At 63.8% G+C, this 25,777-nt stretch carries 23 protein-coding genes; 8 read left to right on the top strand and 15 right to left on the bottom strand.

Annotated features, from left to right (window positions below):
• Positions 1–16: 16 nt before the first annotated feature.
• From AC1RBA_RS21710 to AC1RBA_RS21685, 6 genes are all read right to left on the bottom strand, one after another.
• Entirely contained in the window at positions 17–5,233 is a 5,217-nt protein-coding gene (locus AC1RBA_RS21710; RefSeq protein WP_492419803.1) for an Hpt domain-containing protein, read from the bottom strand.
• A 41-nt stretch (positions 5,234–5,274) separates the two neighbouring features.
• A complete protein-coding gene (locus tag AC1RBA_RS21705; RefSeq protein ID WP_070308405.1) occupies positions 5,275–7,512 on the bottom strand; it encodes a methyl-accepting chemotaxis protein in 2,238 nt (745 codons plus the stop codon).
• Positions 7,512–8,117 (bottom strand): chemotaxis protein CheW, encoded by a 606-nt coding sequence (locus AC1RBA_RS21700; protein WP_492419802.1) that lies wholly within the window; start codon positions 8,115–8,117, stop codon positions 7,512–7,514. The genes AC1RBA_RS21705 and AC1RBA_RS21700 overlap by 1 nt, the downstream gene beginning before the upstream one ends.
• Positions 8,118–8,143: 26 nt before the next feature.
• The gene (locus AC1RBA_RS21695) at positions 8,144–8,509 is read right to left on the bottom strand and encodes a response regulator transcription factor (protein ID WP_070222135.1); all 366 of its coding nucleotides are present in this window, start codon (positions 8,507–8,509) and stop codon (positions 8,144–8,146) included.
• A gap of 36 nt (positions 8,510–8,545) precedes the next feature.
• The gene (locus AC1RBA_RS21690; protein ID WP_492419801.1) at positions 8,546–8,968 is read right to left on the bottom strand and encodes a response regulator; all 423 of its coding nucleotides are present in this window, start codon (positions 8,966–8,968) and stop codon (positions 8,546–8,548) included.
• Positions 8,969–9,052: 84 nt separating this feature from the next.
• Positions 9,053–9,205: a rubredoxin gene (locus AC1RBA_RS21685; protein ID WP_010401308.1), complete on the bottom strand. Its 153-nt coding sequence runs from the start codon at positions 9,203–9,205 to the stop codon at positions 9,053–9,055.
• 96 nt (positions 9,206–9,301) lie between these two features.
• Between AC1RBA_RS21685 and thiD the strand changes: the two genes are divergently transcribed.
• Positions 9,302–10,159 carry a bifunctional hydroxymethylpyrimidine kinase/phosphomethylpyrimidine kinase gene (thiD, locus tag AC1RBA_RS21680; protein WP_070222137.1) on the top strand — a complete coding sequence of 286 codons (858 nt, stop codon included), beginning with the start codon at positions 9,302–9,304 and terminating at the stop codon, positions 10,157–10,159.
• A gap of 59 nt (positions 10,160–10,218) precedes the next feature.
• Positions 10,219–11,508, top strand: a complete 1,290-nt coding sequence (gene hemL / locus AC1RBA_RS21675) for a glutamate-1-semialdehyde 2,1-aminomutase (protein ID WP_492419800.1) — start codon at positions 10,219–10,221, stop codon at positions 11,506–11,508.
• Between the two features lie 6 nt (positions 11,509–11,514).
• On the opposite strand, the gene AC1RBA_RS21670 is transcribed toward hemL, so the two are convergent.
• The 9 genes from AC1RBA_RS21670 to mpl all read right to left on the bottom strand — a co-directional run bounded on the left by AC1RBA_RS21670 (position 11,515) and on the right by mpl (position 20,911).
• Positions 11,515–12,231, bottom strand: coding sequence for an HAD family hydrolase (locus tag AC1RBA_RS21670; protein ID WP_070222139.1), 717 nt, complete (start codon positions 12,229–12,231; stop codon positions 11,515–11,517).
• 278 nt (positions 12,232–12,509) lie between these two features.
• On the bottom strand, positions 12,510–13,475 hold the full coding sequence (gene corA / locus AC1RBA_RS21665) for a magnesium/cobalt transporter CorA (RefSeq protein WP_034746658.1): 966 nt from the start codon (positions 13,473–13,475) through the stop codon (positions 12,510–12,512).
• A 221-nt stretch (positions 13,476–13,696) separates the two neighbouring features.
• Positions 13,697–14,437 (bottom strand): monofunctional biosynthetic peptidoglycan transglycosylase, encoded by a 741-nt coding sequence (gene mtgA / locus AC1RBA_RS21660; RefSeq protein WP_492419904.1) that lies wholly within the window; start codon positions 14,435–14,437, stop codon positions 13,697–13,699.
• On the bottom strand, positions 14,419–15,246 hold the full coding sequence (aroE, locus tag AC1RBA_RS21655; RefSeq protein WP_492419799.1) for a shikimate dehydrogenase: 828 nt from the start codon (positions 15,244–15,246) through the stop codon (positions 14,419–14,421). Before aroE ends, mtgA begins: the two co-directional genes overlap by 19 nt.
• Before the next feature lie 11 nt (positions 15,247–15,257).
• Complete coding sequence (locus AC1RBA_RS21650; RefSeq protein ID WP_492402366.1) at positions 15,258–16,115, bottom strand: energy transducer TonB family protein; 858 nt, start codon at positions 16,113–16,115, stop codon at positions 15,258–15,260.
• Between the two features lie 137 nt (positions 16,116–16,252).
• Positions 16,253–18,340 (bottom strand): ribonuclease catalytic domain-containing protein, encoded by a 2,088-nt coding sequence (locus AC1RBA_RS21645; RefSeq protein WP_492419798.1) that lies wholly within the window; start codon positions 18,338–18,340, stop codon positions 16,253–16,255.
• 2 nt (positions 18,341–18,342) lie between these two features.
• Positions 18,343–18,957, bottom strand: a complete 615-nt coding sequence (locus tag AC1RBA_RS21640; protein WP_492419797.1) for a chorismate--pyruvate lyase family protein — start codon at positions 18,955–18,957, stop codon at positions 18,343–18,345.
• Positions 18,954–19,538: a YqiA/YcfP family alpha/beta fold hydrolase gene (locus tag AC1RBA_RS21635; RefSeq protein WP_070290492.1), complete on the bottom strand. Its 585-nt coding sequence runs from the start codon at positions 19,536–19,538 to the stop codon at positions 18,954–18,956. Before AC1RBA_RS21635 ends, AC1RBA_RS21640 begins: the two co-directional genes overlap by 4 nt.
• The gene (mpl, locus tag AC1RBA_RS21630; protein ID WP_492419796.1) at positions 19,535–20,911 is read right to left on the bottom strand and encodes a UDP-N-acetylmuramate:L-alanyl-gamma-D-glutamyl-meso-diaminopimelate ligase; all 1,377 of its coding nucleotides are present in this window, start codon (positions 20,909–20,911) and stop codon (positions 19,535–19,537) included. The genes AC1RBA_RS21635 and mpl overlap by 4 nt, the downstream gene beginning before the upstream one ends.
• Before the next feature lie 115 nt (positions 20,912–21,026).
• Here mpl and AC1RBA_RS21625 point away from each other — a divergent pair, with 115 nt between their 5' ends.
• The 6 genes from AC1RBA_RS21625 to prmA all read left to right on the top strand — a co-directional run bounded on the left by AC1RBA_RS21625 (position 21,027) and on the right by prmA (position 25,773).
• A complete protein-coding gene (locus AC1RBA_RS21625; protein ID WP_070222151.1) occupies positions 21,027–21,665 on the top strand; it encodes a hypothetical protein in 639 nt (212 codons plus the stop codon).
• Positions 21,666–21,684: 19 nt separating this feature from the next.
• A complete protein-coding gene (locus tag AC1RBA_RS21620; protein WP_070222153.1) occupies positions 21,685–22,239 on the top strand; it encodes a TlpA family protein disulfide reductase in 555 nt (184 codons plus the stop codon).
• An 82-nt stretch (positions 22,240–22,321) separates the two neighbouring features.
• Positions 22,322–22,759 carry a type II 3-dehydroquinate dehydratase gene (aroQ, locus tag AC1RBA_RS21615; RefSeq protein ID WP_034746628.1) on the top strand — a complete coding sequence of 146 codons (438 nt, stop codon included), beginning with the start codon at positions 22,322–22,324 and terminating at the stop codon, positions 22,757–22,759.
• Positions 22,760–22,850: 91 nt separating this feature from the next.
• Positions 22,851–23,315: an acetyl-CoA carboxylase biotin carboxyl carrier protein gene (accB, locus tag AC1RBA_RS21610; protein ID WP_070222155.1), complete on the top strand. Its 465-nt coding sequence runs from the start codon at positions 22,851–22,853 to the stop codon at positions 23,313–23,315.
• Between the two features lie 101 nt (positions 23,316–23,416).
• Positions 23,417–24,832 (top strand): acetyl-CoA carboxylase biotin carboxylase subunit, encoded by a 1,416-nt coding sequence (gene accC, locus AC1RBA_RS21605; protein WP_070222157.1) that lies wholly within the window; start codon positions 23,417–23,419, stop codon positions 24,830–24,832.
• Positions 24,829–25,773 carry a 50S ribosomal protein L11 methyltransferase gene (prmA, locus tag AC1RBA_RS21600; RefSeq protein WP_070222159.1) on the top strand — a complete coding sequence of 315 codons (945 nt, stop codon included), beginning with the start codon at positions 24,829–24,831 and terminating at the stop codon, positions 25,771–25,773. Before accC ends, prmA begins: the two co-directional genes overlap by 4 nt.
• The last annotated feature ends 4 nt before the right edge of the window (positions 25,774–25,777 follow it).

Here is a 25,777-nt window from a genome sequence, read left to right as displayed (position 1 = left end):
TTGTGACGGCGTCGTGTTACACCACGCCGTCGGCCAGCAAGCGTCCCACCTCGGCCAGCAATTCCTCTTCCTGGAACGGCTTGCCGAAATACGCATTCACGCCCAGTTCGAATGCATGCGCGCGGTGCTTGTCGGCGCTGCGCGAGGTGATCATGATGACGGGGATGGCGCGCGTCTTGTCGTCGCTGCGCACATTGCGCGTCAAATCAAAACCGTCCATGCGCGGCATTTCCACGTCGACCAGCAGCAGCGCCGGCATGGCGGCCGGTTCCAGCGCATGCAGCTGCTCCAGCGCATCGAGGCCATCCTTGGCCAGCAGCACCTGGTAGCCTTCGCGCTCGAACAGGCGCTGCATCACGCGGCGCACCGTCAGCGAATCGTCGACCACCATCACGCGCACGGCTGGCACGGCCAGCACGCTGGAAGCGGCGTGCTGCTCGCGGCTGGCCAGCGCATATTGCGACAGCAGTTCCGGATGGTGCTCGAGGTGCTGCGCCAGCGCCACCGGGTTGAGGATCAGCACGATGTCGCCCGTGCCCAGCACCGTGGCGCCGGCGATGCCCGGCATGCGCGCCAGTTGCGGCCCCACGTGCTTGACCACGACCTCGCGGTTGCCCACCACGTCATCGACCTGCAAGGCCAGCCTGTCATTGCCATTCCGGAGCAACAGCACCGGCGCATGGCGCTGCGTGGCCTGCTCCGCCGGCGTCTCGCCCAGCATGGCCGACAGGTGATGCAGCGCCAGCGACTGCCCGTGCGACTCGATGCGCCCGGCCGCCCGCACCTGCTCCAGCTGTTCGCCTTTCAGGTGCAGCACCTGCTCGACCAGCACCGACGGCAAGGCATACGTCTTGCCGTTCGCCGCCAGCAGCACCACCTGGGTGACGGCCAGGGTCAGCGGCAGGTGGATGGTGAAGCGCATGCCCAGGCCCGCCTGCGTCTGCGTTTCCACGCGCCCGCCCAGGGCCAGCGCTTCGGAGCGCACGATGTCCATGCCAAAACCGCGTCCTGCCAGTTCCGTCAGGCTGTCGGCGGTGGAAAATCCGGGCGTGAAAATCAGCTCGGCCGCCTGCGCGTCGCTCAAAGGCGCATCCGTCGGCACCAGGCCGGCGCCGTGCGCCTTGGCGCGGATGCGTTCCAGGTCCAGCCCCGCGCCATCGTCGGAAAAAGCGATCGCCACTTCATTGCCCTGCTGGCTGACCTGCACCAGCAGCTCGCCCGTCTCGCTCTTGCCAGCAAGCAGGCGCGCATCGCGCGGCTCGACGCCGTGCACGATGGCGTTGCGCAGCAGGTGTTCGAAGGGCGCGGCCATGCGTTCGAGCACGCTGCGGTCGATTTCCACGCCGCCGCCGCGGATGTCGAGGTTGACGCGCTTGTCGACTTCCTTGGCGCTTTGCCGCGCCACGCGGAACAGGCGTTCGGCGATGCTGGCAAACGGCACCATGCGGATCTGCATCAGGTCGCGCTGCAGCTCGCGCGTCAGCCGCGCCTGCAGCACCAGGTCGTCCGTCACCGCATCGACGCTGTGGCTGAGGTTTTCATGGAACGAGGCCACGTCGTTGACGCTTTCGGCCATCATGCGCGTGAGTTCCTGCAGGCGCGTAAAGCGGTCGAATTCGAGCGGGTCGAATTCGCGCTCGCTGCCGACCGCCATGCGCGAAGCGATCTGCGATTCGGCCTGCATTTCCACTTCGCGCAACTGGCGCCGCAGGCGCGCCAGGTTGTCGGAAAATTCGGACAGCGAAGCGCCCAGCACGCCCACTTCATTTTCCATCTTCGAGCGCGTGATCGACACTTCGCCGGCCTGGTTCACCAGGCGGTCGAGGATATCGGCGCGCACGCGCACCAGCGCCGCCTTCGGTTCGGCCACCGGGGTGTCTTCCATGCCCGGCAAGGGCAGCAACGGTTGCTGCAGCTGCTCGAACAGGTGCAGCGCATGGTCGTAATGGGCCAGCAATTCTTCGAAAGCTTGCGGCGTGGCGGTGCCCGCGTGCAGCATGTTTTCGATATGCGTCTCGATTTCATGCGCATGCTGGCCCAGACGCATGGCGCCGGCCATGCGCGCGCTGCCCTTGACGGTGTGCAGGGTGCGCAGCAGCATCTGCGCCTGGCCGCTGTCGTGCGGCTGCTGCTGCCAGCTGCGCAGCGCCTCGCCGATCTGCGGCAGCAGGTCGGCGCCCTCTTCCAGGAAGACGGACAATAAATCGAGGTCGAGTTCATCGCTGATGCCGGCGCTCGCCGCCAGCAGCGCGGCCGCATCGGCCGGCATGATGGCCGGTGCCGGCGCTTCCGGCGCCGCATGCTCCAATGGCGGTGCGTGTTCGAAACCGGCATCGAACAGGTCGTCGCTGGCGCCACTCTCCTGCGTCGGCGCCTGCGCTGGCGCCGGTGCCGGCACTTCGGCCAGCGGCTCGGCAGGCTGCGCCGGCGTACCGACGATGCTGGCGTAAGCCTCCGCAAACAGGGCGTCAAGGCGGTCTTCCTTGCTTTCGCCAGGCGGCGCCGTCAAGGCGCGCCACAGAGTGTTGAGCGCTTCGATCATGTCCGGCTGCGTTGGCGCCAGCTCGCCCAGCGCGAACGCCTGCAGCATTTGTCCGATGCGCTGCGTGGCCTGCTCCAGCACGTCGTGCTGTTCGGCGCGCAGGCCGGCCAGTGGCGGCACCACCGTTTCAATCACCGTTTCCAGCGCGTGCGCCAGGTCGCGCAGGGACTGGAAGCCCACCGTGCCGGACGTCCCCGCCAGCGTATGCACGGCTTGCAGCGCCTCGGCGCTGACGGCGCGCGGTTCATGGCGCCACTCGCCGAAATCGCGCGTGAGCACGCGCAGCAATTCATCCGTCTCGGCCAGGTAGATGTTGTACAAAGGCAGGCTGATGCGCAGTTCGCCCACGTGCTTGAGGTGATCGTCCGGCGCTTCGTGGAGCGCGGGCGCCGTGGCCAAAGGAAGTCCGATCACATTGCCATTGCCGGCCAACGGCGCGGCCGGGCGCGGCTTGCGCAGTTCGAACGGTCCCCCTTCGCGCACGCGCTCGGCCGCCGCCAGCAGCATGCCGGCCTCGCGCTCGCGCCCCGCGCCACCTTCCAGTTCGGCCACCCATTCGCTGAGCTGGTACCAGCCGTAATTGAGCAAGGTAAACAAGTCGTCGCTGGCGGGACGCGCTTCGGCCAGCCAGGTATTCATGACGCGCTCGATGGCGCCGGCCGCTTCGGCAAACTGCGCCAGGCCGATCATGCGGCTGCTGCCTTTCAGGGTATGGAACGAGCGGCGCAGCATGGCCAGGTGGTCGCCACTGGCGGCCTGCTCGCGCGGCAAGGCCAGGGTGGTGTCGATGAAGGCCAGCACTTCGCGCGCTTCGGCGATGAAAATGTCGAGCATCTCCGCGTCGACGTCGGTCACGGCCGGTGCGGCATGCATGCCGGCGGGTGCTGTGGGCGCCAGGGCCTGGTCGAGCAAAGGTACCGGTACGGCGCCGGCGGCGGCGACTTTTTCAAATGGCAGCGCGCGGAAAGTGCCGGCGGCCGCATCGAAATGGAAACGCCCGCTGGCCGCCTGCGCGTTGCGGCCCAGCATATCGACAAAAAAGCCCAGCGCGCTGACATTTTGCGCGATCTCGTCGAGCGCCTCGGCGTGCGCGTCCGCCCTGGTCGCCGCCTTGGCGTCGCCACCGGCCAGCTGCCGCACGGCCGCATCGACCTGCAGCACGGCGGCGCGCGCGTCTTCCTGTCCCAGCCCGGCCAGCTGCCGCTGCAACTGCTCCAGCACGGGCGCAACGCCATCGAGCGCCCCCGCCGTTCCCGCACCCGCGGCATCCGCGTAGTAGGCGTTGAGCACCTTTTCCACCTGGCGCAGGCCCGTCTTCATGTCCTCGGCCAGCGCGGCCACGGTCTGGCCCTGTTCGATCTGGCGCGACAGCTCGCCCGCCGTGACGGGCGGCGGCGCTTCGCCGGCCAGCAGCGCCTGCAGGCGCGCGGCGATGGTTTCCGCATTGCCGGCGAAATCGTCGGGCAGGCGGCGCAGCTGCTCCAGTCCCGTGTCGGCAAACAGCAGCGCCATGCCGATTTCATTCTCCAGGGCCGCGCTGCGCCCGCTGGCCACGGCTTGCCGCGCCACGGCCGCGCATTCGCGCAGCAGGCTGGCCAGGGCCGGCTGCTTCAAGGTCTCCACATGTGCCGCCACCTGTTGCAGCGACGCTTCAAAATCCGGGCCCAGGACAGGATCGAGGTCGGCTTGCGCCAGGCGGCTCCAGCTGGCGCGCGCCTGCGCCAGGGCCGCGCGGGCGCCTTGCAAGGCATCCTGGTCGACCTGGCCGTAGCGCCGCGTTTCCACGTCGGCGGGCAGCATGCCGTCCAGGGCGAAAGCGGCGCGCAGCTGGCGTGCCTCCGGCGTCGGCTCGGGCGCCGCGGCGATGAAGAACAGGGCGTCGCGCAGCATCGCTTCGGGCAGGCTGGCCGTGCCCTGCGCCAGGCGGCGCAACTGCAGGTTGATCAGGCCGAACAGCTGCTTGACGTTGAGCGTGCCCATGCCCTCGCCGCTGGCCGCCAGCCCCGCGAACGCCTGCATGGCGAACCAGAAGGTGCGCGCCGGCGCTTCCTGCTGCGCGTCGGCCACCAGGGTCAAGGTGGCGTGCAGCTCGCCCGCGTGCTGGCGCCGCGCCCCATCATCCTGCGCCTTCAGGAAGGGCAGCAGGGACTTTTCAAAGCGCCCGCGCCAGGCAGGATAGTCCGCCACGGGCGGCGTGTCGGCCAGCGCGATGGCCTGCCCTTCCAGCATGGCGGAGGGCGGGAAAAACAGGTCGGCCGGGTGGATGCGCTCGGCGCCCAGCAGGTTTTGCAGGTCGCGGTAGTAGGGGAACAAACGCGCCGGCTGCGGCGGCGTGCCGGCCACCAGGTCTTCCAGGTATTCGGTCAGGGCCTGATACAGTGCGGCGACGATCTGCGCATGGTCCAGCGTGTATTCGAGGCTGCCGTCGCGAAAGCGCGCCAGCGCCTGTTCCGCGCCGTCCGTCAGCAGGCTGGCGCCGGCCACGTCCACCATCACCAGCGCGCCATGCGCCTGGTGCAGGTGCGAGCGCGCATGCTGCAGGGCCGTGGCGCGTTCCTCGCGTTCGCGGCCGCCCGCTTCGAACAGGGCCGTTTTCGAGCGGCCCAGCGCTTCGCGGATTTCCACCATCACCCAGGACAAAGGTTCGCTGTCGAACGGCTTGGACTGCTGTGGACTATCTGGTGTGCTCATGCATGCCTCGGTAAAGAAATCGCCCTGGCTTGGCGCGACGTTCAGGCGGCGACGCGGAAGCGCGACACCGAGTTTTTCAGTTCCTGCGCCAGCATCGACAGTTTATGGATCGACTGCGCCGTTTGCTGCGTGCCGTCCTGCGTCTGCTCCGTCACGCTCAGGATATGCTGGATATTCAAGGCCACGCCGCTGGCCGAACCGGCCTGCGTACCAGTGGCGAACGAGATGCCCTGTATCAGTTCGGCCAGGTGTTTCGACACCTGGCTGATGTCGTTCAAGGCCGCTCCGGCCGCGTCGGACAGGCGCGCGCCCTCGACCACGCCCTGCGTGGACGTTTCCATCGCCCGCGTCGCATCCTGGGTATCGGCCTGGATGGTGCGCACCAGCGCGCCGATCTGCTTGGCGGCCGCGGCCGAGCGTTCGGCCAGGCGCTGCACTTCCTCGGCGACGACGGAAAAGCCGCGCCCCGCCTCGCCGGCCGATGCGGCCTGAATGGCGGCGTTCAGCGCCAGCACATTGGTCTGCTCGGTGATGTCGGAAATGAGCTCGGTGATTTCGCCGATTTCCTGCGACGATTCGCCCAGGCGCTTGATGCGCTTGGACGTATCCTGGATCTGCTCGCGGATTTCATGCATGCCCTTGATGGCGTTTTCCACCGCCGTCGAACCCTGCTGCGCCGCCGCCACCGACTGGCGCGCCACGTCGGCCGAGACGCTGGCCGACTTCGACACGTCGGTAATCGCATTGGCCATCTTGACCACGGTGGCGCTGACGCCCTGGATTTCGCGCGACTGCTGCTGCGACGCGATCAGCAGCTTGCTGGAGATGCTTTGCGCCTGCGTCGAGGCGCGGTTGACCTGTTCGGCCGTCGCCGTCACCCGTCCCACCAGGCCGCGCAATTCCTCGACCGTGTAGTTGACGGAATCGGCGATGGCGCCCGTGATGTCTTCCGACACGGTGGCCTGCACCGTCAGATCACCATCGGCGACCTTCTGCAATTCGTTCATCAGGCGCAGGATGGCTGCCTGGTTCTGGTCATTCCTGGCCTTCGCCGCTTCCTCTTTTCCCTGCGACTGGAGGCGCAGGATTTCCGCCTCCTGGCGCCGCCGCTCGGCGTCGCGCGTGCGGTTGACGGAGTCCTGCAGCAGCACCCTGCCGATGCCGGCCGCCGCGATCAGGGTCAGCAACACGCCGCCGACCATCATCCAGAAGGCCATGCCCAGGGTTTCCTGGTTCACGTGGTACATCTGCTGCAGTAGGGTCAAACGCTGGCGCAGATCTTCGTTCTCGTTGAAGATCAGCTGTTCGGCGCTTTTCGCCGAACTGAATTTATCGAGCCGGTCGAGTATCGACGACACCAGCTTCTGGTAAGTGTCGAAACTGGCTTTCAGCGCCACCAGCCGGTCGCGCAGTTCGGCGTCGCGCGTGGGCGCCAGTTGCAGCGGCACGCTGCCATTCAACAGCCCTTCGACGGCGGTGCGGAAATACGTCGTGTCGCGCCCCAGCGAAAACGCCGTTTCCGAGCTGATGCTGCCCGACGACAGGAACTCGCTGGCGCTGCGGCTCATGCGCTGGCTCAGCATCATCAGGCGGCCGATGACGGCAAGGTCGCGCGCATTGCCGCCGCGCTGCACCTTCAGGGCCGCGACTTCCTCGGTCTGCGCCAGCAACGCCGGCGACAGCGCGTTCAATTGCTGCAAGGTCTTGTCGAATTCGCCCAATTCAGGTTTCAGGCGCAGGATGGTGCTGGCCGCGCGGTCGCTGCTGGCCCACTTCTTGCGCGCGTCGGCCACGGCCGCCAGCAGGGCGGAACGCGACTCGCCGATATCGCGGCCGTGATACGTCCCGCCGCGCAGCATCAGGCGGAAATCCTGGTTCAGTTCATTGCGGCTTTCCTCGAGCTGACGGAACGCTTCCGGATTGCCTTGCACGGCGTTCGGCGCGGCCTTGCCGATGCGCTGCGAATGCATCAGCGCATCACTGGCCAGCTGCGTCTGCGCCGAGGCGATATTGCCGCTGCGCGTATTGAGGCCCACGAACAGCAGGCTGGCGGCCAGGCTCAGGGCCATCACCGTCGACAGGATGCTCAGCTGCTTTTGCAGCGGCAAATGGCCGATCAGCGGCAGCTTCAAGTCGCGCACCGGCGTGCTGGCCAGCGACTTGCGCCGTCCCAGCGCGTCGCGCAGGCGCAGCGGCAGGTCGGCCGCCGATGCCGGCTCGCCGGGCGCGTGCTCCGCTTCGGGCATCGCGGCCGCCAGGATGGGGGAATGGGCGCCCATCAGCAAATATCCTTGTAGTCGGCGAGGCCGCCAAAGCCGGCATCGAGGAAGCGTTCCGCTTGCGCCAGCTGCGCCAGGTCCAGGCGCAGCCACTGCTGCCCTTCGCTGTCGCGCAGCGCCTGCGCTGCCCACGACGGCGGTGCATCCGGCACGGAGACGGGCTGCATCGTGCGCAGCTGGCGCAAGCCCAGTACGCGCTCGACCAGCAGTGCGCAATTGAGGCCCAGGCGCGGAGAAAAAGTGATGATGCGGCAGTGATTGCCGGGCGCGCAAGCCGGTTCGCCCATGTAGCGGGCCAGGTCGACGACGCCCGTCAGGCGTCCGCGCATGGCCGCCAGGCCCAGGTACCAGTCCTGCGCCAGCGGCACGCCCTGGATCTGCACGCCGGCGGCAATGACGATTTCACCAAGCTGCGTCAGGTCGAGCAGGCAGGGCCGGCCACCGAGCATCACGCCCAGTTCCTTGCGCGCAGCCAGCGCGCCGCTGCGCGCCGCCTGTATCCGCTCGATCAATTGAAGCTGATACTGGCGCAAGCGCCCCTGCCGCGTGCCCGTCTCGAAAGATGGCATGGCGGCAGCGGCGGGCGGAAAGGCCGCTGTAGGCACGCCGAGACCTGGCATCGTTTGCATGCTCAGGAAAGCGCGGCGATCTTGGCCAGCAGCTCGGCTTCGACCACCGGTTTGACCAGGTAATCGCGCGCGCCCTGGCGCAAGCCCCAGATGCGGTCCGTTTCCTGGCTCTTGCTGGAACAGATAATCACCGGCACGTCCTGCAGTTCGGGATCGCGCGCAATCGCGCGCGTGATCTGAAAGCCATTCGCACCGGGCATCACCACGTCCATCAGGATCAGGTCGGGCCTGGCCTCTTTGAGTTGCGCCAGCGCGTCGGCGCCGTCCTGCGCCGTGAGGACGGCATAACCGGCACGCACCAGCATCTCGCTCAGGTAGTAGCGTTCTGTCGGCGAGTCATCGACGATCAGAATTGTGTGTATGGCCATCTGCTTCCTTGCTGCGTTGTCAATCAATAAAAACACTTACTCAAAATGCCCGGCCAGGTGCAGCCGCACGGCCTCCAGCAACGCCTCGCGCGCCAGCGGCTTGACCAGGCAGGCGCTGGCGCCCGCCATGGCGCCGCGCGCCCGGTCGAACAAGCCTTCCTTCGACGACAGCATCAGCACCGGCGTGGCGTGATACGCGGCGCTGGCCTTGATCAGCGCGCAGGTGCGGTAGCCGTCCAGGCGCGGCATCATAATGTCGCACACGATCAGCGCCGGCTGGCAGTCGGCGATCTTGGCCAGGGCCGCAAAGCCGTTTTCCGCCACCACCACGTGGTAACCGGCCTCGCCCAGTATCTTCGCGGCAGCGCTGCGTATCGTCGCGCTGTCGTCGATGACGAGTACCGTGACGCCGGCACACACGGCATCGGACGGCGCCTCTGGCAAGGAAGATCGCGTCATGTGATTATTCGACAATTTTTCATACCATAGCACAGGCAGCCGCGACACCTGCGTGCGGCAGCGGCATCCCGTGGACCTGATTGATTACAGCGCTACCATCTCGAAATCATCCTTGCGCGCACCGCATTCAGGACAGGTCCAGTTCATCGGAACATCGGCCCAACGCGTGCCGGGAGCGATGTCTTCGTCGGGCAAGCCGGCCGCTTCATCATAAACCCAGCCGCAAATAAGACACATCCACGTTTGGAATTGCTGCGTTGTTTCGTTGCTACTCACGTTCTGCCACCCTTCAATCAAGTAAAATGCTGAATTAGGTATCTTAATCTACCCGCCGTGCAAAACCAAACTTCTCCCCTCATATTAAGCTTCGGCGTGTCCGATCCGGTCGGCGCGATCGGTATCCAGGCCGATCTGGCCACGTTTTCAGCCTTCGGCTGCCATGGCCTGTCGGTCACCACGGGCCTGCTGATCAGCGATACGGCACGCGTGGAAGACGTGCAGGCGGTCGACCCGGACTGGGTTTCCGACCAGGCGCGCGTGCTGCTGGAAGACATGTCCGTGGCCGCCATCAAGATCGGCGCGCTGGGCAGCGTGGAAAACGTCACGGCCATCGCCGAAATCGTCTCCGACTATCCGAACGTGCCGCTGATCCTCGATCCCTTCATTTCGGCGCTGCCGGAACAGGGCATGGACGACGAGGACATCCTCACCGCCGTGCGCCAGTTGCTGATCCCGCAAACGACCCTGCTGGTGCTCTCGCCGGTGGAACTGGAGCGCCTGGCCGAGACCTGGCGCGACGCCGATCCGGACGACACCCTGCAAAACGACGTCGATTACCTGGTGGCGCTGGGCTGCGAGTACGTGCTTGTCACCGGCATGCCGGCCGACGCCAGCAAGTCCGGCATGGGCGAAGGCAAGCTGCGCGCCAATACCCTGTTCGGCGAGGACGGCGTGGTGCGCCACGACGAATGGCAGCACCTGCCCGGCATCTTCAACGGCGCCGGCAGCACCCTGTCGGCGGCGGCCACCGCCCTGCTGGCCCTGGCGGAAAACGAAGACGATGTGCCGCAAGTGGTCGTGGCGGCGCAGGAATTCACGGCCGGCGCGTTGGCCCACGCGCAGCGCCACGGCATGGGCAAGCTGGTGCCGAACCGGCTGTTCCGGCAGCAGCGCCAGCACGGCGCCCAATAATCCCGTCCAGACAAACACAGACGACACAGACAACGATCCACTCTCAAGGCACGATTATCATGACGACGACTTCACAGAACGACATCCTGTTTGCCCGCGCACAAAAAACCACGCCAGGCGGCGTCAACTCGCCCGTGCGCGCCTTCCGCTCCGTGGGCGGCACGCCGCGCTTCATCACGCGCGCCGAAGGCCCGTACTTCTGGGACGCGGACGGCAAGCGCTATATCGACTACATCGGCTCGTGGGGCCCGGCCATCGTCGGCCACGCCCACCCGGAAGTGGTAAAGGCGGTGCAGGATGCGGCCGCGCTGGGCCTGTCGTTCGGTGCGCCGACCGAAGGCGAAGTGCTGATGGCCGAGGAAATCACGCGTCTGGTGCCGTCGATCGAGCAGGTGCGCCTGGTGTCGTCGGGCACGGAAGCGACCATGAGCGCCCTGCGCCTGGCGCGCGGCGCCACGGGACGCGACAAGATCGTCAAGTTCGAAGGCTGCTACCACGGCCACGCCGATTCGCTGCTGGTCAAGGCGGGCAGCGGCCTGCTCACCTTCGGCAACCCGACGTCGGCCGGCGTGCCGGAAGATTTTGTCAAGCACACCCTGGTGCTCGACTATAACAACGTGGAACAGCTGAAGGACGCCTTCGACAGCTTCGGCGCGGAGATCGCCTGCGTCATCGTCGAACCGGTGGCCGGCAACATGAACCTGGTAAAAGCCACGCCGGCATTCCTGCAGGCGATGCGCGAGCTGTGCACGCAGCACGGCGCTCTGCTCATTTTCGATGAAGTAATGTGCGGCTTGCGCGTGGCCCTGGGCGGCGCGCAGGCGCTGTACGGCATCCAGCCCGACCTCACCGCGCTGGGCAAGGTGATCGGCGGCGGCATGCCGGTGGCGGCCTTCGGCGGCAGCGCGGCGCTGATGCACAACATGGCGCCGCTGGGCGCCGTCTACCAGGCCGGCACCTTGTCCGGCAACCCGGTCGCCGTGGCGGCCGGCATGGCCACCCTGAAACTGATCCAGCAGCCGGGCTTCTACGAGCAGCTGGGCTCCACGGCCAAGCGCCTGGCCGAAGGCCTGACCGCCGCCGCCAAGGAGGCAGGCGTGGTGTTCTGCGCCGACTACATCGGCGGCATGTTCGGCATTTATTTTAGCGAAACGCCGCCGACCAGCTACGCGGAAATGATGGCGGGCGACCGCAGCAAGTTCAACGCCTTCTTCCACGCCATGCTGGACGAAGGCGTGTACTTCGCGCCCGCCGCCTTCGAGGCGGGCTTCGTCTCGGCGCAGCACGATGACGCCGTCATCGACGCCACCATCGCTGCCGCGCGCAAGGTCTTTGCTAAATTAGCATAAGCACAATCAGACGGTCGCGGTGTCCATCACCGCGGCCACCAGCGCCGGCAGCCTGGCCATGTCGTTGAACACGACATGCGCGCCGGCCGCTTTCAACCTATCTTCCTGGCCTGCGGCGATATGCCCGCCGCCGATGAATCCCAATACCGTCATGCCCGCCGCCACGGCGGCCGTCACGCCCGTCACGCTGTCTTCCAGCACCAGGCATTGGCTTGGCGGCACGCCAAACGCGGCAGCCGCCGCCAGGTAGACGCCCGGATGCGGCTTGGCATGGCCCACCAGGTCCGGCGTAAACACGCGCTTGTCGAACAGCGGCGCCATGCTGGTCCGCTCGAGCGCCGACAGCACGCGCGCGCTGACGCTGTTCGAGGCCACGGCCTTGGGCAGCGCAATGGCGGCCAGCGCCTGCGCCACGCCGGGCACGGCGCGCAATTGCGCGTCGCAAGCGGCATCGACGGCGTTGCCGATGGCCATGATCTCGTCGGCCGGCAATTGCGGCAAGCCCAGCTCCTTGTAGATATCCTGCATCAGCGGCACCAGGCGCTGGCCCAGGCGCGGCTCGATCAAGCCTTGCAGGGTGACGCCCTCGGGCAGGTTCGGCAGGCGCGGCCCCAGCAACTCCAGCAGCGCTTGCAGGGCCACGGCTTCGCTGTCGATCAGCACGCCATCGCAGTCGCTGATCAGATGGGTAAAGCGCGGTGGGGTGATGGCGGTATCAGGCATGGACTCTCCAGAAGACAACGGTGACGGGAAATGCGGCGGCCAGCCGGCCAAGGCTGGCATCGCAACGATCATAGGTGGAACAGGCGGACGCTGCCACGCAGAAAACGACTCAATGACGATACTTTTCTGCAAAAGACAGACTACGGGGAAAAGACTGGCTCAACACAGGCAACGTAGATACCAATTCAATACCACGCAATACCAGTGATTATCGCTGATTTTTGAATTTGCTGCGCTCGCCTTGAAACCGGGACGCGGGAGCGTCCCGGCGATGCTGCTTATTTCAGCCAGCCGCGGTGGCGGAAGTACAGGAAGGGCGCGATGGCGCTGGTGATCATCAAGCCCCAGGCCCATGGATAGCCGAACGACCATTCCAGCTCCGGCATCAGCTTGAAGTTCATGCCGTACACGCTGGCGATCAGGGTAGGCGGCAGGAAGGCCACGCTGGCCACCGAGAAGATCTTGATGATCTTGTTCTGGTTGATGTTGATGAAGCCGACGGTGGCGTCCATCAGGAAGTTGATCTTGTCGAACAGGAACGAGGTGTGGCCATCGAGCGATTCGATGTCGCGCAAAATCTGGCGCGCTTCCTCGAACTGCTCGGAATTGAGCAAGCGGCCGCGCATCAGGAAGCTCACGGCGCGGCGCGTATCCATCATGTTGCGGCGGATACGGCCATTCAAATCTTCCTCGTGGGCAATAGCATTCAGCGCTTCGGCCGCGTGCGCATCGGTAAATTCCTTTTGCAGCACGCGCGTGCTGACTTCTTCCAGGTTCTGGTAGATGCCTTCGAGCACGTCGGCCGAATATTCGGCATCGGTGGCGTACAGGTCGAGCAGCACGTCCATGTAGTCGGCAATCGAGCCGGGCCGCGAACGGGCGCGCATGCGCACCAGGCGGAACACGGGCAAGTCGTCCGTATGCATGGAAAACAGGATCTTGCGGGCCAGGATGAAGGCCACGGTGATGACGCGCGACGGGCCGTCGTCCTCTTCGCGCAAGAAATCCGTGCGCAGGTGCAAGTCGCCGTTTTCCGCTTCGTAATAGCGGGCCGACGCTTCAATATCCTTGACTTCGTCTTCGCCCGGCAGGGTGACGTTGTAGATGGCCTTGACCCAGGCCCGTTCATCATCGGTAGGGTCGGTCAGGTCGACCCACACCGGTTCGGCATTTTCGAGGTCTGCGCGGCTGTCGATCGGCACCTGGTTGAGCCGGCCATTCTGTAATACAAAGACATTGATCATGCGCGCTCTCAGCCGGATGTGGGGTTATCGTGATGTGCTGGCGCTGGCGCCAAAAATGAAAACAGCGCAAGTGTACCCGCAAAGGCCTTTTCACGACCACCCCCGGCACGGCTTTTTCACGGAAAAAGTGCGGCGTTGCACCAAGGGAGGCGATTAAGATGCTGCGCCGCAATAGTGCCAATCAGGCAGCTTTAACTTTATGCAAAGGAATCGCCTCGCCATCAAGGCAATTCCGCCGCCCCCATGCGGCGCAGAATCACGCCCGTGCGCCGGTTCAGATAACCGGTGTCGCGGTGACGGTCGTAAAAGCGGGGGTTCGGCAGCATCACGGCCAATTTCGCCGCCTGCGCCGCGCTCAAGCCCGCCGCGCTGACACGGTAATAGTGGCGCGCGGCCGCTTCGGCGCCGAAGGTGCCCGTGCCAAATTCCACCACGTTCAGATAAATCTCGAAAATGCGCTGCTTTTCCATCAGGTTTTCCAGCATATACGTGATGATCAGTTCCTGGCCTTTGCGCACATAGCTGCGCGAACCGGACAGGAACAGATTCTTCGCCAGCTGCTGCGTGATGGTGGAGCCGCCCGCCACGACTTTCTGCTTCTTGCTGTTCTTTTCATATGCCTTTTGCAAGGCTTCCCAGTCCACGCCTTCGTGCTCGGAAAAATTCGCGTCTTCCGAGGCGATGATGGCCCGTTTCAGATTGTTCGAAATGCGGTTGTACGGCACCCACGTCTGCTGGATCGTGGCATTCGGATTCTTTTCCTGCAAGACAGACAACTGTTCGCGCATGAAAGCCGTGCTGGACGGGTTATGGTCGACCCACCACCAGATTTGCAGGAAGAAATACAGTTGCACGACGATAAAGGCCAGCACGGGCACGATGAACAGCCACTTGATCCAGCCATAGCCACGGCCGCTCTTGCGCGCGCCCTTCTTGCCGGCGCTCACAGGCTGCCTCGCAATTGCGCCAGCAAATCCTGCGTCTGCGGCCGCACGCCACGCCACACGTAAAACGCTTCAGCCGCCTGCTCTACCAGCATGCCCAGGCCGTCGCGCACCTGCGCGCCATGCTGGGCGGCAAAATCCATGAAGACGGTGGGCTGGGCACCGTACATCATGTCCAGCGCCAGGGTGCGGCTGCCGAAGATACCGGGCGGCACGGGCGGCAAGTCGCCCGCCAGGCTGGCCGAGGTGGCATTGATGACGATATCGAAGACGCCTTCGGGCTGCGTGAAGCCGCCGGCACGCAGCTGGCCGGGGTGCGCCAGCGCATCGGCAAACTGCGCCACCAGCACCTCGGCCGTGGTCACGGTGCGGTTGGCAATAAAAATTTCCTGCGGTTCCTGTTCCAGCAAGGGCAGCACGACGCCGCGCGCCGCGCCGCCCGCGCCCAGCAGCAAGACGCGCTTGCCGGCGATGGCCACGCCCGCGTTGCGCACGATGTCGGCCACCAGGCCCGCGCCATCGGTATTGTCGCCAAGAATGATGTCGCCATCAAAACGCAGGGTATTGACGGCGCCGGCGGCCCTGGCCCGCGGCGTCAGCTCGGTGGCCAGCGCGCACGCGTCGAGCTTGAAGGGCACCGTCACGTTCGCGCCCTTGCCGCCTTCGGCCGCAAAGCTGCGGGCGGCCAGCGCAAAACCGTCGAGCGGAGCCAGGCGGCGCTCGTAGACCAACGCTTGTCCTGTCTGCAGGGCAAACGCGGCGTGGATCAGGGGGGACTTGCTGTGGGCGATGGGATTGCCGAAGACGCAATATTGATCGGGGTTCATCTCTTGCTTGTTCAATTGCTGCCGCCAGTCAGGTTAGCTTCCATTTTTTCTTCGCGGGTAAATTTGAAACGGGTGATGACGACCCACAGGTCATCTTTATCACTCGACAACATATTCGGTGGGAAACGGCCGAACGGCGCCGCGCGGCGCACGATGGCCAGGGCTGCCGCGTCCAGCGCGGGATTACCCGAGCTTTTTTCCACGCGGACGCCGCCCTCTTTCTGGTAAATCGTGCCGTCCTGGAAGATGGGGATGTAGACGACCAGTTCGCCATACATCTTGCGGCCATTGTTTTGCGGGAAATTCAGGGTGCCGATTTCCTCGATACGCTTTTGCAAGGTCTTGTAATACATGGCATAGCCGACCTCCTGCGTACTGGGCGTAATAAAGGTCTTGCGCGGGCGCTTGTTCTGGTCTTCCACGGTCTGGCTGATCTCGGCCGCCATGCGGGCGATGGCCTTGCTGCTTTCCATCAAGTCCGAACCGGAGGCCAGGGGATTGGGCTTGTCTTTTTCCGTGACGGGCGCGGCGCTGTAGGGCGTCGGTTTGGCCGCCTGCGTCAGCAGTTCCTGCTGCTTCTGCTCCAGCTCGGCGATGCGCCGGGCGCTGGCCTTGACGCTGTCGCCCTCTTCCACCTTGCGCATGTCGGGCAAGGGCGACTTGGCGCGCCCCTTGTCCGCTTGTCCACCGCCGTCGAGGTTGGCTTGCGCCAGTGCATCGGCCTTCAGCGGCTTGTCCGCATGCTTGGCATTGACCAGTATCACTTCCAGGCCGGGATCGGTGGCGACGGCCCGCTGCGGGGCCGGGGCGACAAAATGCATCGCCAGCAAGGCGCCGTGCGCCAGCAGCGATACCGCCACGGCGATCATCAGGAAACGATTCTCTCGGAAAGACTTCACGCGCAACCCAGTTAGCAACAAGCACACCATACAAGATGGCTGAATTCTACGTCAAAGGGCGACGCGGGAAACAGTTTTAGTCCCGTTTTTCACGCCGCCCCGCGGCCTTACTTGACCTCGGGCTCGCTGACCACGTCTTCGCTGGCCAGTTCCGCCACTTCCGCGTCCGCGTCGCTGACCTGGTTCGCCGCTTCCGGCGAGGCTTCCGCCGCCGCGTCGCCCTCTTCCGCACCTTCGTCGCCCGATTCCTCTTCGTAGTCGAGCTCGGCATCGGCCGCCGCATCGGGCACGGCGGCGATTTCCAGCAGGCGCGCTTCGATGCTCAGGTCGACTTCATCCCAGCGCAAGAGATCCAGCTTGACCTGCGCACCGCGCGCCACCGATGGCATGCCCGGCAGCTTGATGACCAGCGGAATGTCGACCAGGCGCAGGATTTCATCTTTCAGCACGACGGCATCGACCTGGCGCGCGTTTTCCTGGTGCACCCAGCGCAAGCACCAGTAGCGTTCCATATTCGACTGGAAATCGCCATACGCGGCATACGCGGCGTCGAAGGCCGAGACGATGGCGAACAGATTCGCATCGCGCGGCTTGAACGGGGCCACCAGCGGCGCCGTCACGCCATGCTCGGCGCAGGCGATGATTTGCCACTGGTTCACCAGGTCCGTGTAGCGGCGCAAGGGCGAGGTGCTCCACGCGTATTGATCCACGCCCAGGCCCTGATGCGGCGCCGCATGGGTGACCATGCGCACCTGCATCTTTGCCGCCCAGCTATTGCCGCTGCCGCCGCCCTGGCTGCGGTAGATGCCCGGTACGCCATGGTCGTGCAGCATCTTGCCCCAGGTACTGTTGGCAAAGATCATCAATTCGGCGACGATCTTGTCGAGCGGCGCGCCACGCTTGCGGCGCGCCACGGTGACGATGTCGTTTTCCACATAAAAGTTGAAATCGACGCGGTTATTCTGTTCCGGCTTCAGGCCAAACGCTTCGCGCTTCTTCATGCGGCCCTGTTCCAGCTGCTGCGCCCATTGCCACAGCACAGCGAAATCGGCCTTGTGCGGGTATTCTCCTTCGCCGCTGGCCAGGGTTTCCTCGTTGACCAGGTCGTCGAGCTGGTTGTGGCGCAAGTTGCTGGCAATCGGCACCAGTTCGGCGCGCGTCTGCGTGCTGACCACGGCCCAGTCGGCTTTCGGGTCCAGGGTCGCATACAGCGACAGGGCCGGGCACGTCGTGCCTTCCGCCAGGGTAAACGCATTGACGATTTCGTCCGGCAGCATGGTGATCTTGTCGCCCGGCATGTAGACGGTCGACATGCGCTGGCGCGCCATCTTGTCGATCACGTCTTCCGGACGGATGCCCAGGCCCGGCGCGGCGATGTGAATACCCACTTTCACGGTGCCGTCCGGCAAGGGCTGCACGGAGAAAGCATCGTCGATCTCGGTCGTGGTCACGTCGTCGATCGAGAAGGCGGCCACGTCGGCCAGCGGCAGCTTGGCTGTCACGGACGGCACAGGCACGCTCGGGAAACCGGCGCCCTTGGGGAAATTTTCGAAGAGGAACTTCGACAGGTGCAAGTCTTTCGGCGAAGCGATACCACCGACAGCCAGCATCAGGCGCGGCGGCGTCGTGTGCAATTCCGTGCACGCCGCTTCCAGCGCCTTGTATTCAATCGTGTTCTTGTCCGGCTTGAACAGCAATTGCAGCACCATGGGCTGCATCGAGGCGGGCAAGCGGTTCTGTTTCAGCTCTTCCACATAGCCTGCCTGCACCAGGGCCTGCTGCTTTTTCTTTTCGATGCCGGCCAATGCCGCCTTCAAGGACGCTTCCGGCGCCGCCTTGTAGCGGCCACGGCCCTTCTTGTAGAAATACACGGGCGCCGAATGCAGGGCGAGGATCAGGCCGGCCGCTTCCGGCGGCAAGGGGGCATGGCCGAAATACTCGGCGCCCAGCTCGGCAAAGCCGAACTCGTCTTCGCCCGCCACTTCCCACAGGAAATCGAGGTCGATCTCGGCAGCAACGGCCTTGGCCTGTTCCAGCAGCTCGGCCGGGGCCGGCTTTTCATACTGCAGCAGCACATCCTTGACCTTGACCTTGGTGCGCTTGCCGCTGGCCATTTCGACCTGGTAGGCTTCACCCGCTTGCGACAGGACCGTGCCGACCTTGAAATCGCCGGATTCTTCAAAAAATAGATTCATTGTTATGCTTTGTTTATTAGTGTGTCGGTTGCAGCGGTGCGAGCGACGGACGTCAACTCGAGCACCGCCGGCAAAAATACTTCTGTTACCAGCAGCAATCCCTGGTGACGCTGGTACAGGCAGCGGCGGGCAAAAAACAGCGACTTGGCATCAAAGCGCCGCCCTTCCAATGCCAGTGCCGCCTGCGCCCGCTGCACCAGCGGGTGCCCGGCGCGCAAACGGGCAAATGCCAGTGCACCGCGGCGTACCATGCGGTCGCCAAACAGGGTCGTGCCCAGCGAACGCTCGCCCAGCGCGGAAAACAGGGGCCAGTCCGTGGCCGTCGCCTGCATGGGCACGACGGTATGGCCAAACACGGCCGGTCTGTTATCACAACGCAACAGCACTTCGCGCTCCCATACCCGGCCCGCGCGGTGCAAACCAATGATGGCGGCCTCGTCGCTCAAGCAGCGTGCCGTTTCCTGATGCAAACATTGCACGCGGAACGCCTGGCTGTGCGCTTTCAGCTTGGCCGTCAGCGAACCGCCGCCCGTGAGCCAGTGGCGCAGGGCCGGCGGCGCATTGACGGCGTTCACGTGCGCATGCCATTGCGCCTGCCGCAGCGAACCCGGCCTCACTGGGCAGAGTCCGCGTCGATGCCGCAAAAGGCCAGCACGGGCGCCACGTATGCGGCAAATTCGCTGATGCCATGGTCGCTGCCGTCGATGACGCACTGCCGCGCACCCTGATAATGCGCCACCATATCGCGGTAGTCGAGCACTTCATCGCCGGTGGCGGCAATCAGGAAATAGCGTTGCGGCTCAGTAATTTTCTCTACAGCAAAGGTTCCAAGTTCGGCGATGTATTCGCGCTTGAACTCGAATGGCTTGTCCGAATGGAACTCCGTCGTCACGCCCACATGCTGCTCCAGGTCGATCAGGGGCACGATGGCAGGATTGAGCAGCACGGCGCGGCAACCGAGCCGCTCGGCCAGCCAGGTGGCGTAATAGCCGCCCAGCGAGGAGCCGATAATCGTCAAGTCGGCCGGCGTCACATCCTTGACCAGCGACAGGGCCAACTCGATGGCCAGCTTGGGCGAGGCCGGCAACTGCGGGCACAGCCACTGTGCTTCACGGCCCAGCGCCTGCATCTGCGCGGCCAGCAGGCGCGACTTCATCGACAGGGGCGACGAGCGAAATCCATGCAGGTACAGAATCATCGGCCCAGCGCCTCCAGCAATTTCTGGTGCACGCCGCCAAAGCCGCCGTTGCTCATGACCACGATCTGGTCGCCGGGACGGGCGCTGGCGGCCACGGCTGCCACGAGGGTATCGATGTCTTCATAGGCGCTGGCAATCTTGCCCAGCGGCGCCAGTGCGTCGCCCAGGCTCCAGCCCAGCGCGGCATGGCTGCCAAAACCGAATACCAGGTCCGCATCCTTGAGGCTGCCCGGCAACGCCTCTTTCATGGCGCCCAGCTTCATGGTGTTCGAGCGCGGTTCCAGCACGGCCAGGATGCGGCCGCTGTCGCCTATCTTCTGGCGCAAGCCGCCCACGGTGGTGGCAATGGCCGTCGGATGGTGCGCGAAATCGTCGTACACGGTGATGTCGTTGACCACGCCGCGCACTTCCATGCGGCGCTTGACGCTCTCGAACGTGGCCAGCGAAGCGCACGCCTGGGCAATGGGCACGCCCACGTGGCGCGCGGCGGCGATGGCCGCCAGCGCATTGCTGCGGTTGTGCTTGCCCGTGAGCGCCCATGCCACATGGCCTTCCTGCTGGCCATTGAAATACACGTCGAAGCTGCCGTCGGCCTGCTCTTGCAGTTGCCAGTGGGCATCTTGACCAAAACTTTCCTGTTCGCTCCAGCAGCCGCGTGCGAGCACGCGCTGCAGCGACGCTTCGTCGCCGTTGTACACGAGGCGGCCGATGCCGGGCACGGTGCGCACCAGATGGTGGAATTGCGTCTCGATCGCGTGCAGATCGGGGAAGATGTCGGCGTGATCGTATTCCAGGTTATTCATGACGGCCGTCTTCGCGTGGTAATGCACGAATTTACTGCGCTTGTCGAAGAAGGCCGTATCGTATTCGTCGGCTTCGATGACGAAGAAGTCCGACTCGGCGCTCTTGCCGTCGATCTTGCCGGACAGGCGGGCGGAAATGCCAAAGTTCATCGGCACGCCGCCGATCAAAAAGCCCGGCGCGTAGCCCGCGTCTTCGAGTATCCAGGCCAGCATGGCTGATGTTGTCGTCTTGCCATGCGTGCCGGCCACCGCCAGCACCCACCGATTGCGCAGGATGTGTTCGCCGATCCATTGCGGGCCCGATACATACGGCAGGCTGCGGTTGAGGATTTCTTCCACCAGCGGGTTGCCGCGCGAGACCACATTGCCAATCACATACAAATCCGGGTTCAGCTTGGTCTGTTCCGGATCAAACCCCTGGATCAGTTCGATTCCCTGCGATTCCAGCTGAGTGCTCATCGGCGGATAGACGTTGGCATCGCAACCGGTGACTTTATGGCCGGCTTCCTTGGCCAGGACAGCCAGGCCGCCCATGAAGGTACCGCAAATACCGAGAATATGAATATGCATGTGATCAGTGCGAAAGGTGCACGCTTAAGTAAGTAAGACGGTGAGATAAAAAACAGCAAGTGCAGGATTTTACCTGACGCCATGACTTTTTCCGCTTCGGAGTATCATCTCGCTCATGACGAACGATGCATTTGACGATAGCGCGCAGTTGCGCCTGGAAATCGCCGCCGCTGCCGCGCGCCTCGTGGCGCAGGATGGCGCCGACTATGGCAGCGCCAAGCGCAAGGCGGCGCGGCAAGTCCTCGGTGACGCGCCGAACCTGACCAATGTACTGCCTGACAACGACATGATCGAAGAACAGGTGCGGCAATACAATGCCCTGTTCCTGGCCGACAGCCAGCCGGCACGGCTGTTCCAGCTGCGCACGATTGCGCTGCAGGTCATGGAAGCGTTGCAACAATTTCATCCCCTGCTCAGCGGCCCCGTGCTCAATGGCACGGCCGGCCCCCATGACGAGATCTATTTGCAGCTGTTTGCCGAGAGCGCCAAGGAAATCCACATCTTCCTGCTGAATAAAAATGTCGTGCTCGACATGTCGGAAAGCCCGCATTTCAAGGGAGCGCGTTATGATGCGGTCGAGACAGCCAGTTTCCTGTGGAAAAACGAAGGCGTGCACGCCGCCATGTATGAGCTCGACGATATGCGCGGCGCGCTGAAAGCCAAGGCGGACGGCAAGGTGCTGCGCACCGATATCGCCGGGCTGCGCAGCCTGCTGGCCGCCAGCCTTGCCGATGGCGTGCCGGCTGCCGACTAACATTGATATAGATAAAGTTATGACAAAAAAGAATTGGATCGCCTGCGCCATCGTCGCGCTGATGTTTGGCGGCATGGGCGCCTACGTCGGTTTAAGCAAGGAAAAAGCGAAAGCGGCGGGACCGCTGACGACCACGATCGCGCCAGGCGCGACGGGCCCCGTCAATGAGCTGTATGCGCTGTCCTTGCCGGACGCGGCGGGCGCCACGCAAGCCTTGTCGCAATGGAAAGGCAAGAATTTACTGGTCAATTTCTGGGCGCCGTGGTGCCCACCTTGCGTGGAAGAAATGCCGGAGTTATCCGAAGTGCAAGGCCATTATGCGGCGAAAAACCTGCAGGTGATCGGCATCGGCATCGATTCGGCCAGCAATATTGCCACTTTTGCCAGCAAATTCAAGATCGCCTATCCCGTGTATGTCTCCGGCATGAGCGGCACCGACCTGTCGCGCCATTTTGGCAATGCCACGGGCGGTTTGCCCTTTACGGTGCTGATCGGCGCCGATGGCGAAGTCAAAAAGACCTATCTGGGCCGCTTGAAATTTGATCAGTTACGCGCCGATCTGGATAAATTGTAAATTCGGAGCGTGCTTTTTTCTCTTGCCAATGCGTATCTTTGGCGGCAAAATGCGGAACTTTCGCTAAAACGGTCTTCCATACATGGCAAAAAACCTCCTTCTGCTCAACGGTCCCAACCTGAATTTGCTGGGAACGCGCGAGCCTGAGGTCTACGGCGCCAGCACCTTGGCCGATATCGAGCAGGCCGCAATGGCGCAAGCCATGGCGGCCGGTGCCGACCTGGTCTGCTTTCAAAGCAACCACGAAGGCGCGCTGATCGACCGCATCCATGCCGCGCGAGCGGAAGGGATCGATGCCATCGTCATCAATCCGGGCGGCCTGACCCATACCAGCGTTGCCTTGCGCGATGCGCTGGCCGGGGTCGCCATCCCGTTCGTGGAAGTCCATATCTCGAATATTTATCAACGCGAAACGTTTCGACATCACTCATTTCTCAGCGCGATCGCGCAGGGGACGATCTGCGGGCTAGGTATCGATGGATATCGGTTTGCCATCGACTTTGCGCTTAAAAAACGTTAATCTACGCGATCTGCACGCATTTAGCGCGGCGATAGGCTCTTGGACATCACCGCATCACTCATAAAACAAACTACATTCCTAGGGGTTTTACATGGATCTACGAAAACTCAAGACCTTGATCGACCTGGTCGCCGAATCGGATATCGCAGAGCTGGAAGTTACCGAAGGCGAAAGCAAGGTTCGCATCGTCAAATCGTCGGCCATGCCGCAAAACCAGATGGTCATGATGCAGCCGCAAGGCATGCAAGCCCAATACCAGCCAGCCGCGCCAGCCGCCGCTCCCGCTGCGGCACCTGCCGTCGTGGTCGCCGCCGAGCCAACGGGCTATGTGGTCAAGTCGCCGATGGTCGGTACCTTCTACCGTTCCTCCGCTCCTGGCAGCGCCGCCTATGTTGAAGTGGGCTCGACCGTCAAGGAAGGTGATACCCTGTGCATCATCGAAGCGATGAAGCTCCTGAATGAAATCGACTCCGATAAAGCCGGCGTCGTGACCCAGATCCTGGTCGAAAACGGCCAACCGGTCGAATTCGGTCAACCCTTGTTTGTGATCGGCTAAAACCCAGTCCACACGGCCGGCAACGGCCGTTTGCAGTTTTAGCCCCTCACACTTGTTGTTTCGCCGGCTCGCCGGCTCTCACAGACATACGCGAACCTACCATGTTTGAAAAAATCCTGATTGCCAACCGTGGTGAAATTGCCCTCCGTATTCAGCGCGCCTGCCGCGAAATGGGCATTAAAACGGTTGTAGTCCACTCCGAAGCCGACAAGGACGCGAAATACGTCAAGCTGGCCGACGAATCCGTTTGTATCGGCCCGGCACAGTCGACCCTGAGCTACCTGAACATGCCCGCCATCATCAGCGCCGCTGAAGTGACGGATGCGCAAGCGATTCACCCAGGCTATGGCTTCCTGTCGGAAAATGCCGACTTTGCCGAACGCGTCGAGAAATCGGGCTTCGTCTTCATCGGCCCCCGTTCCGAATCGATCCGTCTGATGGGCGATAAAGTATCGGCCAAGCAAACCATGATCAAGGCTGGCGTACCGTGCGTACCCGGCTCGGAAGGCGCGTTGCCGGACGATCCGAAAGCGATCGTGCAAATTGCCCGCAAGATCGGCTACCCGGTCATCATCAAGGCCGCCGGCGGCGGTGGCGGACGCGGCATGCGCGTGGTGCACACGGAAGCTGCCCTGATCAACGCCGTGGCGATGACCAAGACGGAAGCGGGCACGGCTTTCGGCAACCCTGAAGTGTATATGGAGAAGTACCTGGAAAATCCGCGCCACGTGGAAATCCAGATCCTCGCCGACGAACACAAGAACGCCGTCTGGTTGGGCGAGCGCGACTGCTCCATGCAGCGCCGCCACCAGAAAGTGATCGAAGAAGCACCGGCGCCGGGCATCCCGCGCAAACTGATCGAGAAAATTGGCGACCGTTGCGCCGAAGCATGCCGCAAGATCGGCTACCGCGGCGCTGGCACGTTTGAATTTCTGTACGAAAACGGCGAGTTCTATTTCATTGAAATGAATACCCGCGTGCAAGTGGAGCATCCCGTCACCGAGATGATCACCGGCATCGACATCGTGCAAGAACAGATCCGCATCGCCGCCGGCGAAAAACTGCGTTTCCGCCAGCGCGACGTCTTGCTGTCGGGCCACGCCATCGAGTGCCGCATCAATGCGGAAGACCCGTTCAAGTTCACGCCATCGCCAGGCAAGATCGTGTCGTGGCATGCGCCGGGCGGCCCTGGCATCCGCGTCGATTCGCACGCCTACGCCGGCTACTATGTGCCGCCGCACTACGACTCGATGATAGGCAAAGTGATCGCTTACGGCGCCACGCGCGAACAAGCGATCCGCCGCATGCAGATCGCCCTGTCCGAAATGGTGGTCGAAGGCATCAACACGAATATCGCCCTGCACCGGGAACTGATGATCGACGCGCGCTTCATCGAAGGCGGCACCAACATTCACTATCTGGAACAGAAGCTGGCCGACATGCCGGACCTGGGCAAGAACCTGAATGGCGGCAGCCCCAGCATCGCCAAGAAGTCCGAAATCAAGGCGGGCGCATGAGCTGGACGGAAATCGTCATCGAAATCGCCCGTGACAACGCCGAGGCCATGTCCGATGCGTTGATGGAAGCGGGCGCCCTGTCGGTATCGGTGGAAGACGCCGATGAAGGCACGGATGCCGAGCAGCCGCTGTTTGGCGAGCCCGGCATGGAACCGAAGGAAGCGGCGTGGGAACGCAGCCGCGTGGTGGCGCTGACGGACGTCGACGCCGACCAGGCCGCCATCGTGGCCGCCGCTGCGCAAGCGGTCGGCATGACGGAAGTGCCCGCCTTTAGCATGCGCCCCGTGGAAGAGCAGGACTGGGTGCGTTTGACCCAGTCGCAATTCGCCCCGATTCACATCGGCAAGAATATCTGGGTCGTGCCCAGCTGGCACGAGGCACCGGACCCAAGCGGCCTGATCCTGGAACTGGATCCGGGCCTGGCCTTCGGCACGGGCAGCCACCCGACCACGCGTTTGTGCATGGAATGGCTGGAAGCCCATCCTGCCCCAGGCAAGACCGTGCTCGACTACGGTTGCGGTTCCGGCATCCTGGCCATGGTGGCCAAGAAACTCGGTGCGCAAACGGTGGCCGGCGTCGATATCGACCCGCAAGCGATCGAATCGGCGCGCGACAATGCCGAGCGCAACCAGTGCGAGATCGAATATTTCTTGCCAGACACGTTTGCCACGTCGGCACACGCCACGGCCAAGTTTGACATCGTCGTCGCCAATATCCTGTCGAGTCCATTGAAGCTGATGGCGCCGATGCTCTCGGGCCGTGTCGCCGACGGCGGCGCGCTGATCCTGTCCGGCGTGCTGGCACGCCAGGCGGAAGAAGTGGCCGCTGCCTACGCGCCATTCATCGAGCTGGGCGTATGGGCCGAGCAAGACGGCTGGGTGGCCCTGCATGGCCGCCTGGGTGCAACGCAAGCGCCTGCGCCCCGCGCGGAAGGTGCATAAGCAC

This window comes from Janthinobacterium sp. GW823-FHT03B06 (assembly GCF_058796955.1).
This window is presented reverse-complemented; position numbering and strand designations above follow the sequence as displayed.